The 13,273-nt window shown below is 64.4% G+C and carries 10 protein-coding genes; 7 read left to right on the top strand and 3 right to left on the bottom strand.

Annotated features, from left to right (window positions below; all coding sequences use genetic code 11):
- Positions 1–33: 33 nt before the first annotated feature.
- Positions 34–1,086: a polysaccharide deacetylase family protein gene (locus tag UP10_RS31965; protein ID WP_082077352.1), complete on the bottom strand. Its 1,053-nt coding sequence runs from the start codon at positions 1,084–1,086 to the stop codon at positions 34–36.
- Between the two features lie 127 nt (positions 1,087–1,213).
- Here UP10_RS31965 and UP10_RS31970 point away from each other — a divergent pair, with 127 nt between their 5' ends.
- Positions 1,214–2,407 carry a GNAT family N-acetyltransferase gene (locus UP10_RS31970; protein ID WP_044591186.1) on the top strand — a complete coding sequence of 398 codons (1,194 nt, stop codon included), beginning with the start codon at positions 1,214–1,216 and terminating at the stop codon, positions 2,405–2,407.
- 325 nt (positions 2,408–2,732) lie between these two features.
- Positions 2,733–4,070 (top strand): MFS transporter, encoded by a 1,338-nt coding sequence (locus tag UP10_RS31975; RefSeq protein ID WP_050043878.1) that lies wholly within the window; start codon positions 2,733–2,735, stop codon positions 4,068–4,070.
- A gap of 16 nt (positions 4,071–4,086) precedes the next feature.
- On the opposite strand, the gene UP10_RS31980 is transcribed toward UP10_RS31975, so the two are convergent.
- Entirely contained in the window at positions 4,087–6,405 is a 2,319-nt protein-coding gene (locus UP10_RS31980; protein ID WP_044591188.1) for a GumC family protein, read from the bottom strand.
- A gap of 246 nt (positions 6,406–6,651) precedes the next feature.
- Here UP10_RS31980 and UP10_RS31985 point away from each other — a divergent pair, with 246 nt between their 5' ends.
- The 4 genes from UP10_RS31985 to UP10_RS32000 all read left to right on the top strand — a co-directional run bounded on the left by UP10_RS31985 (position 6,652) and on the right by UP10_RS32000 (position 11,420).
- Positions 6,652–7,185, top strand: coding sequence for a polysaccharide biosynthesis/export family protein (locus tag UP10_RS31985; protein ID WP_245322003.1), 534 nt, complete (start codon positions 6,652–6,654; stop codon positions 7,183–7,185).
- Between the two features lie 15 nt (positions 7,186–7,200).
- Complete coding sequence (locus UP10_RS31990) at positions 7,201–8,340, top strand: glycosyltransferase family 4 protein (protein WP_044591190.1); 1,140 nt, start codon at positions 7,201–7,203, stop codon at positions 8,338–8,340.
- A 114-nt stretch (positions 8,341–8,454) separates the two neighbouring features.
- Complete coding sequence (locus UP10_RS31995; RefSeq protein ID WP_044591191.1) at positions 8,455–10,008, top strand: undecaprenyl-phosphate glucose phosphotransferase; 1,554 nt, start codon at positions 8,455–8,457, stop codon at positions 10,006–10,008.
- Positions 10,009–10,148: 140 nt separating this feature from the next.
- Complete coding sequence (locus UP10_RS32000; RefSeq protein WP_044591192.1) at positions 10,149–11,420, top strand: O-antigen ligase family protein; 1,272 nt, start codon at positions 10,149–10,151, stop codon at positions 11,418–11,420.
- On the opposite strand, the gene UP10_RS32005 is transcribed toward UP10_RS32000, so the two are convergent.
- On the bottom strand, positions 11,392–11,928 hold the full coding sequence (locus tag UP10_RS32005; RefSeq protein WP_156180410.1) for a MarR family winged helix-turn-helix transcriptional regulator: 537 nt from the start codon (positions 11,926–11,928) through the stop codon (positions 11,392–11,394). The genes UP10_RS32000 and UP10_RS32005 overlap by 29 nt on opposite strands.
- 81 nt (positions 11,929–12,009) lie before the next feature.
- Here UP10_RS32005 and UP10_RS32010 point away from each other — a divergent pair, with 81 nt between their 5' ends.
- Positions 12,010–13,206, top strand: a complete 1,197-nt coding sequence (locus tag UP10_RS32010; protein WP_044591193.1) for an FAD-dependent oxidoreductase — start codon at positions 12,010–12,012, stop codon at positions 13,204–13,206.
- Positions 13,207–13,273 lie beyond the last annotated feature (67 nt).

Raw genomic sequence — 13,273 nt, forward strand, 5'->3', positions numbered from 1 at the left:
GGTCGAGAACAGCACCGCGCAATAGAACGGGACTCAGTCCCGCGCAGTGCGCGTCGGCTGCACCGGCGCGAACATGACGCCCGACAGCAGCACCCGCATCATCCGCAACGAGCGCACCCGCCCGTCCCAGGCAATGCGTGGCAGCGCATGGAGGTTGGTGCGTCCCTGTGCTTTGACAACGCCTGATATGGTCGACACGGCGCTGGCAAAGCCGGCCTCCTCCGCCATCACCACGTGTTGGCGACGAAACGACTCACGATCGCCGAAGGGAAAGGCGAAATGCCTGACGTCGCGCCGGAACGCAGTCTCCGCCACCGCCTTCCCCATCGCCATTTCGCGCCGCGCGTCTGACTCCCTGAGGTTCGACAGCGCCGGATAATTCACGGTGGCGCAGCCGAACGTCACCTTCGGATCCGCGACAAGCTTCGCCAGATCCTTCCAATCCAGCGACATCCCGCGCGACAATAGCGCGAGGTCGACCGAATAGCGCTGGGCGAGATCGTTGATCGCAAACGACAGGTCCGGCGGCGGCAGCTTGCGCATCCAGTTGAACAGGACGTCGAACAGCTCGTATTTGTCGGACGCCTTCGGGACCAGAAAGTGCTGTTCCCTGCCCTCGATCATCAGGCTGATGCGGCTCTCCCGTGCGATAACGTCCTCAAGCGCCAGCCACCAGGCCTCGCCAACGCCGTCGGGAAAGGCCGTCGGCAGATACAACGTGAAGGGGACGTCGTGGCCGGCCAGCACGGGATAGGCATGCCTGATGAAATCCTTGGTGCCGCCATCGAATGTCAGGCAGGCAAAGCGCCGCCGCTCGGGCAACGCCACGGCACGCCGACACGCCTCGTCGATCCCGACGATGTCGTAGTTCCAGCGCTTCAGCGCGTGGATCGTGCGATGGAGGAATTTTGGCGTGACCTCCCGAGACTTGAGCGGCTGGAACCGGGCGGTTCTCGCCGGCCGAACCCGCTCGAAGCGCAGGATCACGCCGGCGCCGCCGACCTCGCGCTGCCGCAGCCGGAAGGCGCCGCTGAAATAGGCGAGCTCCATCTGCGCCCGCCGCAAAAGCCTGTTTTCCGACGCCAAGGTCCCGCCCCCGTCCGGCGGTTCCCGCGCGCCGGCTGCCGCATTGTTATTACTCTTTGTTGACATTTCCCTGCGAAGGTCCCGCCCCAGAACTGTAAATAGATACCTGCCAAGAACGGGTTCCGGGATGACGATGGCTGCTGCGGTCGAGGGCCAGAGGGCGGATTCACGGGCGTGGTCGACAGCAAGCCGCATCGCCGGCGTCGACGTTTTCCATGATCTCACTGCTGCCGAGCCGATCTGGCGCGGCTTCGAGACGTCGCGGCAATCCTTCACTCCCTATCAGCGCTTTGACTTCCTCGCCGCCTGGCAACGGCAGGTCGGCGAGCGCGAGGGCCTGCGCCCGTTCGTCGTCGTCGCCCATGACGCCGAACGCCGGCCGCTGATGCTGCTGCCGCTTGCCATCGAACGGCGCCTGGGCGCGCGGTGCGCGAGTTTCATGGGCGGCAAGCACGCGACCTTCAACATGCCGCTGTGCGACAAGGATTTCGCCGCCAACGCGACCGAAGCGGATATGACCGCGCTGATCACTTCGATCGCGGAGCGATCCCGCGTCGATGCGCTGGCGCTGCATCAGCAGCCGCTGCGCTGGCAGGACCTGCCGAACCCGCTGGCGCTGCTACCGCACCAGCCCTCGGTCAACGATTGCCCGCTGCTCGTGATGGAAGCGGGCGCGGCGCCCACAGCGCTGATCAGCAATTCGTTCCGCAGCCGGCTGAAGGGCAAGGCACGCAAGCTGCAGGCGCTGCCCGGCTACCGCTATCACGTTGCAACCGAGAGCGCCGACATCAGCCGCCTGCTCGACTGGTTCTTCCGTGTCAAGCCACTGCGGATGGCCGAGCAGAAGCTGCCGGACGTGTTCGCCGAGCCCGGCATCGAGCAATTCATCCGCGCCGCCTGCTTGACGCCGCTCGCTGACGGCGATCGCCATGCAATCGACATCCATGCGCTGGAATGCGACGATGAGGTGATCGCGATCTTCGCCGGTGTCGCCGATGGTCATCGGTTCTCGATGATGTTCAACACCTACACGATGTCGGCCAATTCGAAATTCAGCCCGGGCCTGATCCTGATGCGCGACATGATCGATCGCCATGCCGGCGAGGATTACCGCGGCTTCGACCTCGGCATCGGCTCGGACGAGTACAAGCGGCTGTTCTGCAAGGATGACGAAGCGATCTTCGACAGCTTCATTCCGCTCAGCCTGCGGGGAAAACTGGCAGCGGGCGCGTTTTCGGGCTTCAATCGCGCCAAGCGTTCCGTCAAGCACAACCCGGCCCTGCTCGAGATCGCACAGAACCTGCGCAGCATGTTCCGCTGAAGCTCCGGCAAGTTCGGCTCAGGCGACGATCTGCCGAACGCCCTCATTGAGCGTTGAGCCTTAGGACGAGCCGATCGACGTCGATCGGCCGTTCGGCACGCCTTGGGCTGGGCAGTTTGACAGACATGGCCACGGCTTTTCGCCATCCTGCCCCGCCAGGTTCCAACATTCATGCCGCGCTGCATCATGACGGTTGCACCGTGGCTGCGTTCCCAACTGCCATTGATCGCACGCCTGTCGACTACCCACCGAGGAACGCGTAGCTTGCAAGCGAAAGCAAAATGCGGCCGTAGCCTCACCGCGTGCCGAGCCAAAAACTGCAGGGATGGGAACAATGACCGACACCGTAGAAAAGCGCGCCATCGGCAAGATCATGCGGCGGCTGATCCCGTTCCTGATCCTGTGTTACTTCGTGGCCTATCTCGATCGCGTCAATGTCGGCTTCGCCAAGCTGCACATGAACACGTCGCTCGGCTTGAGCGAGGCTGCGTTCGGGCTGGGCGCCGGTCTGTTCTTCATCGGCTACTTCTTCTTCGAAGTGCCCTCCAACATCCTGCTGGAACGTTTCGGTGCGCGGCGCTGGATCGCCCGCATCATGATCAGCTGGGGCATCGTATCAGCGGCATTTGCCTTCATTCCATCGATGTCTGCGGCAAGCGGCGTATCGAGCGAGTGGATCTTCTACTTCCTCCGCCTGCTGCTCGGCGCCTGCGAAGCCGGATTCTTTCCCGGCATCATCTTCTATCTGACGCTCTGGTTTCCCTCGGTGTACCGCGCCCGCGTCATCAGCCTGTTCATGCTCGCGATCCCGATCTCGAGCATCGTCGGCTCACCGATATCGGGACTGCTGCTCAACCTGTCGGGGATGGGCCTGCAAGGCTGGCAGTGGCTGTTCGTCTGCGAAGCGTTGCCGTCCGTCCTGGTCGGCTTCGCCGTCCTGATGTTCCTGCCTGACTTCCCGCGCCAGGCGACGTGGCTGAAGCCGGACGAGGTCAGCTGGATCCAGAACACCCTCGAATTCGAACGCCAGCGAACGGTGCAGAATGAGCATATTTCGGTTCTGCAGTCGCTGACCGACCCGCGAATTCTGGCCTGCGCCGCCGTCTACTTCTGCCTCAATGCCGCCAGTTACGGCGTCGCGTTCTTCCTGCCCACCATCATCAAGGCGTTCGGCGTCACCGATACCCAGACCGGACTGATCGCGGCACTCCCCTTCGTGTTCGGCGCCGTCGGCATGGTGCTGCTCGGACGTCATTCCGACCAGACCGGCGAGAGGAAGATGCATGTCGCCGGAGCGCTGGTGCTGGCCGCCGTCGGGATCGGCCTCGCCGGACTGGTGTCAAACCCGGTGTTGGTCATCGGCCTGCTTTGCCTCGCCCAGATCGGCGTCTCGGCGGTGCCACCGATGTTCTGGCCGATGCCCGCAGGCATGCTGACTGGCGCCTCGGCCGCCGCAGGAATTGCCGCGATCAACTCGCTCGGCAACCTGTCGGGCTTCGCCGGCCCCTTCGCCATGGGATATCTGAAGGATCTCACGGGCGGATTTACCGCGGGGCTATTGTTGCTCGCGGCGGTGGGACTGGTCGGCGCCGTGATCGCGATCAGGCTGCGGATCGAGCCGGTGCTCGAGCGGAGCGCCCGCGAACCCGTATTGGCGCATTAAACCTTGAACGAGCCAGTCATGCCGCCGCCACCCGTGGCGGCACGGCGACCTCCGACGGCTGACACGGCTTGCTCAGCATCGTCACCTCGGAGAACCCGACGGCCCTGAGCTGGTCGACCATCAGCCGGCGTGCATCCTGCGCCATCGCGGCGTCGGGCACGACGACGGCCTGCGCCTGCTTGGTCAAGAGGTCGGCGGGCAGATCGACGGCCGAACCGGCGTCGAGCAGAACGTGGTCGTAAACCCTGAGCAACGCATCGATCGCAAGCGTCAGCCGGGGCGACTGCAGCTGCGTGCGGTCGAAGCCCGGACGACCGGCGCTGACAAGCTGAACGCGGGACTGCCGGTCCTTGGTGATGATCTGCGCAAACGTCGCCTCGCCCTGCATCAGCTCGGCAAGCCCCGGCGACGCCGGATCGACCGAGGCGGCCAGCATCGTCGGCGAAGACGCGACGAGATCGACCAGCACGACCTTGGCCTGACGGGCGATCAGGCGGGCGAGCGTGAGCGCGGTCAGCGTGACGCTCTCGCCGGAAGCTGTGCCGAGGATCGTGACCTTGTGCGCGGCGGCACCGGCTTCGACCAAACGCGTCGCGACATCGTCGATTTCGCCGGCCGACGCGGCACGCGACGGTGGCGGCTCGCTGATCGCGCGTTCGGGCGCGGCGATACGCTCTGAAGAAAGCGGGGGCTCCAGAGGCAATTCGGGCTCCGGCGCAAGTTCGGGTGCCAGCACCAATTCCGGTTCCGGTTCCGGCTGATCCTCGACGATGGTCTCCATGACCGGCTCGCGGCGTCGAACCGTTGCAGCGACCGGCGCGAACGCGCGGGCGACTGCAGCCGGCGTCGACACGCGCAGCAGTTCGCCTGTGATGATGATGCCGGAGGACAGCAGCAGCGCCGCCAGCGTCGTGATCAGCACGATCGGCAGCTTCTTCGGATAGGCCGGTGTATTGGAGACCGTGGCGCGCGAGATGATGCGGCCGTCGGTCGGCGCGCCATCGATATTCTCGCGGGCGGTCGCCTCGCGGTACTTGGCGAGATAGGATTCCAGCAGGTCGCGCTGCGCCTTGGCCTCACGCTCGAGCGCGCGGAGTTGCACATCCTGGCCGTTGCTCGACGTCGCCTGCTTCTTCACCTGGTCGAGGCTCGTGGACAGCGCCTCGACCCGGCCGCCGGCAACACGGGCATCATTGTCCAGCGAGCGCGACACCTTGCTCGCCTCTTCGCGCAACTGCCGATCGAGATCGGCGAGCTGCGCCTTCAGTTCCTTGATGCGCGGATGGTTGTCGAGCAGCGTCGAGGACTGCTCGGCAAGCTGCGCGCGCAGCGTCACGCGCTGCTCGGACAGCCTGCGGATCAGCTCGGAATTCAGCACCTCAGACGCCTCGATCGGCTTGTTGCCCTGGATCATTTCGCGGATCAGGCGCGCCTTGGTCTCGGTATCCGCCTTCTGCGCGCGGGCATTGTTGAGCTGCGTGTTCAGCTCGCCCATCTGCTGGTTGGACAGCGTGGTGTTGTTGGTGCCGACGAACAGGCTCGATTTCGAGCGGAAATCGTCGGCGCGCGATTCGGAATCCGAGACCTTCTTGCGCAGACTGTCGATCTCGCCCGAGAGCCAGGTGCTGGCGGATTTGGCCTGCTCCTGTCGCGCCGACTGCTGCAGCACGAGATAACCGTCGGCGATCGAGTTGGCGACGCGCGCGGCCAGATCGGGATCCTGGGACTGAAACTCAATCACCATCACGCGGGATTTGTCGACCGCATAGGCGCTGAAGCGCTCGTAATAGGCATCGAGCACCCGCTCTTCCGGGGTCAGGCTGAATGGGTCACGGCCGATACCGAACAGCGCCAGCAGCGACTTCAGCGGCGAGAAGCCCTGCAGCACCGGATCGAACTCCGGGCGCTCCGCGAGCTTGTTCTTCTTGATGATCTCGCGCGCCAGATCGCGCGACAGCAACAGCTGTACCTGACTGGTCACCGCCTCCGCGTCGAGCGCGGTGCGCTCTTGGTTCTGCTCGCCGTTCGGCCGCAGGAAGGAGTTCTCGCGGCCATCGATCAGGATGCGCGCTTCGGACTTGTAGCGCGGCGTGACCAGATTGACGGCGACCAGTGACAGCGTAAGGGCGAGCACCGTTGGAACGATGATCCAGCTGCGCTTGCGCCCCAGCGCCTTGCCAAGCGCATGCAGATCGAGATCGCCCGCCTCCGATGTCCCGCCAGGCTTGACGGAAGCCGGCTTGGCGGCAGCCTTGAGGGCAACGGGCGCTGGCTTCGGCAACGCCCGTTGCACGACCGTCTCTTCCTTGCCTTTACGCCAAAACGCAAACCGCATCACACACTCCCGCGGACGCCGCGACTCCACCTCAACCAGGGCGATTACACTCCATTAAGGTTGCCGCTGGGTTAATCGGCCGCCAGGCCAAGGCAAAACGCGCAGGCCCGCCACGTCCACGGTCATTATTTGTTAACCATGAGCACCGTTAATCGAGACGGATATTTTCTGCGGGATTCCTTAGCGATGCGCGAGCTGCGCGCCCCCATTGTTTGTCTGATTGCTGCGCTCGCGCTGACGGGCTGCATGAGCACGACCGGTCCGGTCGCCGTCGCGCCGGCCCCGATTGGCTATGCCGAGCCCGTACCAGTGCGTATCGACAGCGCTTATCATCTCGACGCCGGCGACAAGCTGCGCGTCGTGGTCTACGGCCAGGAAGGCCTCACCAACACCTATGCGATCGATGCCGCCGGTTCGATCACCATGCCGCTGATCGGCTCGGTGCCGGCGCGCGGCCGTACCCCGGCCGGGCTCGCCGGCGAGATCGCCGCGCGGCTGCGCAACGGCTACATCCGCGAACCTTCGGTCGCAGTCGAGATCGACGCCTACCGCCCCTTCTTCATCCTCGGTGAAGTCGCAGCCCCCGGCCAATATCCTTACGTGCCCAACATGACGGTGGAGAGCGCGGTGGCGATCGCCGGCGGATTCTCGCCGCGCGCCAAGCGCGATGCGGTCACCGTCACCCACACCGACGCGTCCGGTTCGGGCCGCTTTATCGTTCCGCCGGGGACGCCGATTGGCCCGGGCGACACCGTGTTCGTCGCCGAACGCTGGTTCTGAGCCGTGACGCAAGATATGGCGCAAGATCAAACTCAGGAACGGCCGCTTCGCATTCTGCATGTCGTCCGCGCCCCGGTCGGCGGCATCTTTCGCCACATCCTCGACGTTGCGAATGGCCAGATCGAGCGCGGTCATTATGTCGGAATCGTCGCCGACAGCCTCACCGGCGGCACGCGCGCGGATGCGGCGCTCGCCGAAATCGCGCCCCGCCTCAAGCTCGGCGTCCACCGCGTCGCAATCCGCCGCGAGCCGCGTTTCGCCGATGTCACGGTCTGGGCGAGCATCATCGGCCTGATCTGGAAGCTGAAACCCGATGTCCTGCATGGCCACGGCGCCAAGGCCGGCGCCTATGTCCGGCTGCGGCCGCGCTCGAAAAAGACCATCCGGGTCTACACGCCGCATGGCGGATCGCTGCACTACCCGCTCGACACGCTGAAAGGCAAATTCTACAGCCAGCTCGAGCGCACGCTGAAGGACAGCACCGACCTGTTCCTGTTCGAGAGCGCGTTTGCCCGCAACACCTATCAGCGCACGGTCGGCGTGCCTTCTGGGCTGGTGCGTTGCGTGTTCAACGGCGTCACCGCGGAAGAATTCGAGCCGGTACCCAAGGCCGACGATGCCACCGACATCGTTTATGTCGGCGAGTTCAGGCACATCAAGGGCGCCGACCTCCTGATCGACGCGGTGGCCAAGCTGCGGGCCGACGGAAAGCCGGTGACGCTGACCTTGGGCGGCGACGGCGAGGAAACCGAAACGCTGAAGGCGCAGGTCAAGCGGCTGTCGCTCGGTGACGCCGTCCGCTTCATCGGCCACGTCAAGGCCCGTTACGGCTTCTCCAAGGGCAGCCTGCTGGTCGTCCCGTCGCGCGGCGATTCGATGCCTTATGTGGTGATCGAGGCCGCCGCGGCCGGCGTTCCGATGATCGCGGCCAATGTCGGCGGGATCCCGGAGATCTTCGATAGCCACACCGACGCCCTGTTCGCCCCCAGCAACGTCGCCGCGATGGCTGACGCCATCAAGGCCGCACTCGACGATCCCTCGGCGACCGCAGCGCGGGCACAAAAGCTACGCGAGCGGATCTCCGAGCATTTCTCGCAAAGCGCGATGGTCGAAGGCGTGCTGTCCGGCTACCGCGACGCATTTGCCGAACGTTAACCATTTCTTACCCGTGTAACCGTTTCTTCTGATTTGTCCCGTTAAGTCAGCCTTGGGGATATTCGCCCCTGCGCCCGCATGCCTATCTGCATGCGCAGGAATGGACGTGGACACGTGGAACCGCTCAACGCACGCTCGATGCTGGATTCCGCCGCGGCGGCAACGATCGGTCAATCGGCGGCCGGACAGCCGCAGGTCGAACGACGACGGCGTCTGTCGCCGGCCGCGCTCACCGTCGCCAACCAGAAGGTTCGCGGCGCCTATTCGCCGATCGTGATCACGGGCGTGGTCCGCCTCGCCGACTTCCTGCTGCTGAGCCTGATCGGCATTGGCATCTACTTCGCCTATGTGGTGCCGCACGCCAACCTTCACTGGGAATACATCGCCGCGATCGTCGCCATGGCTCTGTCCGCGGTGATCTGCTTCCAGGCCGCCGACATCTATCAGGTCCAGGTCTTCCGCGGCCAGCTTCGCCAGATGAGGCTGATGATCTCGTCATGGTCGTTCGTGTTTCTGCTGTTCATCGGCGTCTCCTTCCTGTCCAAGCTTGGCGGCGAGGTGTCGCGGGTCTGGCTGTCGTCGTTCTTCTTCATTGGCCTCGCCGCGCTGATCGTCGAACGGCTCGCGCTCCGCGCGATGGTGCGCGCCTGGGCGCGCGACGGCCGTCTCGACCGCCGCACCATCATCGTCGGCGCCGACCAGAACGGCGAACAGCTCGTCGAAGCGCTCAAGATCCAGGAAGATTCCGACATCCACATGCTCGGCGTGTTCGACGATCGCAATGACGCCCGCGCCATGGACACCTGCGCCGGCAGCCCCAAGCTCGGCAAGGTCGACGACATCGTCGAATTCGCCCGCCGGACCCGCGTCGATCTCGTGCTGTTCGCGCTGCCGATCTCGGCGGAGACGCGCATCCTGGAAATGCTGAAGAAGCTGTGGGTGCTGCCGGTCGACATTCGCCTCTCGGCCCACACCAACAAGCTGCGCTTCCGCCCCCGCTCCTACTCCTATCTCGGCAAGGTACCGACGCTCGATGTGTTCGAGGCGCCGATCACCGACTGGGACCTGGTGATGAAATGGCTGTTCGACCACGTGGTGGGCGGACTGATCCTGCTCGCCGCACTCCCCGTGATGGGACTGGTGGCGCTCGCGGTCCGGCTCGACAGCCCGGGTCCCGTGCTGTTCCGGCAGAAGCGCTTCGGCTTCAACAACGAGCGGATCGACGTCTACAAGTTCCGCTCGCTCTATCATCATCAGGCCGATCCCACGGCCTCGAAGGTGGTCACGAAGAACGATCCGCGTGTCACCCGCGTCGGCCGCTTCATCCGCAAGACCTCGCTCGACGAGCTGCCGCAACTGTTCAACGTCGTGCTGGAGGGCAATCTCTCGCTGGTCGGGCCGCGCCCGCACGCGGTGCAGGGCAAGCTGCAGAACCGCCTGTTCGACGAGGCCGTCGATGGCTACTTCGCCCGTCACCGCGTCAAGCCCGGCATCACCGGCTGGGCGCAGGTCAACGGCTGGCGCGGTGAGGTCGACACCGACGAGAAGATCCAGAAGCGCGTCGAATTCGATCTCTATTACATCGAGAACTGGTCCGTGCTGTTCGACCTCTACATTCTCCTGAAGACGCCGTTCGCGTTGCTGACCAAGAACGAGAACGCGTACTGAAAGCCGAAAGTAATTGCCGTCATTGCGAGCGCAGCGAAGCAATCCATGACGCGCTGAAGAGCAGATGGATTGCTTCGTCGCTTCGCTCCTCGCAATGACGGGAGTGAGCGTGTCTTAGTGTTGCGTTGCGTGAGTATCCGATGGCCTATGCGGCGGCAGCCGGGACGTCCTATCAGCCGGTCACGGCTCCGCCGGGCGTGCTGGCGTTGCAGCGGGCGCTGGTGTGGCTGGCCGGCGCGACCGGTGCCATCGTGTTCATCGAGCCGAGCCCGTACGAACTCGTCACGCTGACTGCCTGCGTCGTGTTCTTCGGAACGGGCGTGCGGATGCGGCTCGTCTTCATGCCGCTGTTGTTCGCGCTGATCCTGCTCAATATCGGCTACAGCATCGGCGCCATTCCGTTCCTCGACAGGCCGGAGGTGATGAACTGGATCTTCACCTCCTGGTACATGGCAATCACCGTCATCTTCTTCGCGATGGTGATCTCGGAAGACACCGAAGCGCGCCTCGACATGCTGCGCCGCGGCTTGATCGTCGGCGCGATGATCGCCTCGATCTCGGGTGTCGCCGGCTATTTCCACCTGGTACCCGGCGGCTATGACCTGCTGACCCTGTACGACCGCGCCCGCGGCACCTTCAAGGATCCGAACGTGCTCGGCGCGTTCCTGATTCTGCCGGCGCTGTTCGCGTTGCAGAGCGTCGTCTCCGACCGGTTCGGCAAGGCATTCCGCAACGCAATCGCCTTTTGCATCATGGCGCTCGCGGTGCTGCTGGCGTTTTCGCGCGCCGCCTGGGGCGGCCTGGTGATCACCGCGGCGTTCATGCTGGCGCTGATGGTGCTGACCAGCCGTTCGCCGAAAGAGCGCTCGCGCATCATCGTGATGGCGCTGATCGCCGTGATCCTCGCGGCGGCCCTGCTGGCCGTGCTGCTGTCATTCGATTCGATCGCGGAGATGTTCAAGCAGCGCGCGAGCTTCGACCAGAGCTACGACGAAGGGCGGTTCGGCCGGTTTGGCCGCCACATCCTCGGCGCCCAGATGGCGCTCGAGATGCCGTTCGGCATCGGGCCGCTGCAATTCCACACCTATTTCCCCGAAGACACCCACAATTCCTACCTCAACGCCTTCATGTCGGGCGGCTGGATCTCGGGCGTCTGCTATCCGGCGCTGGTCTTCGTCAGCGTGATCATGGGTTTCCGCTACGTCTTCGTGCGGGTGCCCTGGCAGCGCAGCTATCTGGCGATGTTCTCGGCCTTTCTCGGCACCGTCGGCGAAAGCTTCATCATCGATACCGACCACTGGCGGCACTTCTGGATGATGCTGGGCACGATGTGGGGCATGTACGCCGCGGCCGAGCGCTACCGCGCCAATTCGGCACCGCCGGTCAGCGCTGGGACTTCGGCGGCATCTTGAGACTGGCGCGCTGCTCGGGCGGCATCTCGATCACCGTCTTCAATGCTTCGGTTGCTTCCAGCACGCCTTTGTAACCGTCATTGGCGAAGCGCAGCAGCAACCGCAACTCCTCGTCGCTGTAGCGGCTCCAGAGCTTGTGCATTGCTTGTTGCATCGGCACGTAGAACTTGCCGATCTCGGCGCCCTTCTCCTCCACCACCGAGATGAAGACCTTGCGGCGATCGCTTTCGTCCCGCTCGCGGCGCACGTAGCCCGCCTTCTCCAGACGATCCACCACGCCGGTGATGGCGCCCGTGGTCAGCCCGGTCACCTCGGCGAGACGCCCGGCAGTCACCCGCCCCTCGAGGTTGAGGAAGTCCATGCATTCCATGTCGGAGTTGGAAATTCCGGCCATGTTCGCAACGGCTTGGCCGTACATCACGCCCTGGGCGGACGACCGCCGCATCGCCTCCTCGAGTTCCTGAAGCAAGGCATCACGAGCGGTCGGGCTTGACAAAGCCGATTTCATATCTTAGTCCCCGATTATCTTAGTAACTAAGAATATTAGCTACTGACCTTTCCTAACCCACACGGATGCACGGAGCAAGGCATGACCCAACGTCCTCGTAAAGCCCTGATCATCGGCGCCGGCATCGCAGGTCCGGTCACCGCGATGTTCTTGAGGCGCGCCGGCATCGAAGCCGAACTCTATGAAGCCTGGCCCTACGCCACCGGCATCGGCGGCGGCCTCCAGATCTCTCCGAACGGCATGCACGTGCTGGCAGAGCTCGGCCTCGCCGACGAGCTGATCAGCCGCGGCTCGATTGCCGAATCCTTCGACTTCTACTCGCAAGCCGGCAAGAAGCTCGGCTCGCTCAATCGCAACATGCGCGAGCGATTCGGCCAGCCCGCGGTTAACATGTGCCGCGCCACCTTGAGCGAGACGCTGATCGACAAGGCCTGGTCCGCGAGCGTCGGGGTGTTCTTCGAGAAGCGATTGGTGAAGATCGAGGACCGCGGCGACCAACCCGTCATCGCCACCTTCGCCGACGGCTCGACTGCCGAAGGCGATTTCGTGATCGGCGCCGATGGCGTGCATTCCGCGGTGCGGCAGCATGTGGTCCCGGACGGACCGACGCCGTTCGATACCGGGCTGATCGGCTTCGGCGGCTTCGTACCGCGCGCCGTGTTCGCAAACCGGCCGATCGGACAGCGCTTGGAAACCACGTTCGGGCAAAGCGGCTTCTTCGGCTACGGCTTCTGCAGCCCCGATCCCGATGACGGCGCGATGTGGTGGAGCACGCAGCCGTCGCACGGCATGACGGCGGCAGCCTACCGCATGATGAGCCAGGATGCGCTCAAGCAGCATTTGCGCGACTTCCATGCCGGCTGGCACGATCCGATCCCTGACATCATCGAGGCAGCCGAGAACATCGTGGTCACAGACACGCTCGACGTCGCAACCCTGCCAACCTGGTCACGCAAGCGGACGCTTTTGATCGGCGACGCCGCGCATGCCACCAGCCCGCACGCCGGACAGGGAGCATCGCTGGCGCTGGAAGACGCAATGCGGCTCGGGCTGTTGATGCTTGACGGCCAGGAGCTCAGCCTGACCTTCCAGGCCTTCGAGCACGAGCGGCGTCCGCGCGCCGAAAAGATCGTGGCGATTGCCCGCCGCAACGGCAACAGCAAGCGCGAATTCAGCCCGACCGGCGCCTGGATCCGCGATCACATGATCAAGCTGCTGCTGCCGCTATCCGCCAAGGGAATGGATTTCATGTACGCCTACGATCCGCGGGGGGCGTAGGCGCCGCGCAAAGAGTGCGCAGGGTGGACAAAGCCAAGCGTGCCCACCTTCGCGAGCACGCTTGGAA

This window comes from Bradyrhizobium sp. LTSPM299, assembly GCF_000938235.1.
GTDB lineage: Bacteria > Pseudomonadota > Alphaproteobacteria > Rhizobiales > Xanthobacteraceae > Bradyrhizobium.

Bases quoted from the DNA above. Each gene is read 5' to 3' on its own strand.
- UP10_RS31970 (WP_044591186.1), top strand. From the start codon at position 1,214: ATGACGATGGCTGCTGCGGTCGAGGGCCAGAGGGCGGATTCACGGGCG.
- UP10_RS31975 (WP_050043878.1), top strand. From the start codon at position 2,733: ATGGGAACAATGACCGACACCGTAGAAAAGCGCGCCATCGGCAAGATC.
- UP10_RS31980 (WP_044591188.1), bottom strand. From the start codon at position 6,405: ATGCGGTTTGCGTTTTGGCGTAAAGGCAAGGAAGAGACGGTCGTGCAA.
- UP10_RS31985 (WP_245322003.1), top strand. From the start codon at position 6,652: ATGAGCACGACCGGTCCGGTCGCCGTCGCGCCGGCCCCGATTGGCTAT.
- UP10_RS31990 (WP_044591190.1), top strand. From the start codon at position 7,201: ATGGCGCAAGATCAAACTCAGGAACGGCCGCTTCGCATTCTGCATGTC.
- UP10_RS32000 (WP_044591192.1), top strand. From the start codon at position 10,149: ATGGCCTATGCGGCGGCAGCCGGGACGTCCTATCAGCCGGTCACGGCT.
- UP10_RS32005 (WP_156180410.1), bottom strand. From the start codon at position 11,928: ATGAAATCGGCTTTGTCAAGCCCGACCGCTCGTGATGCCTTGCTTCAG.
- UP10_RS32010 (WP_044591193.1), top strand. From the start codon at position 12,010: ATGACCCAACGTCCTCGTAAAGCCCTGATCATCGGCGCCGGCATCGCA.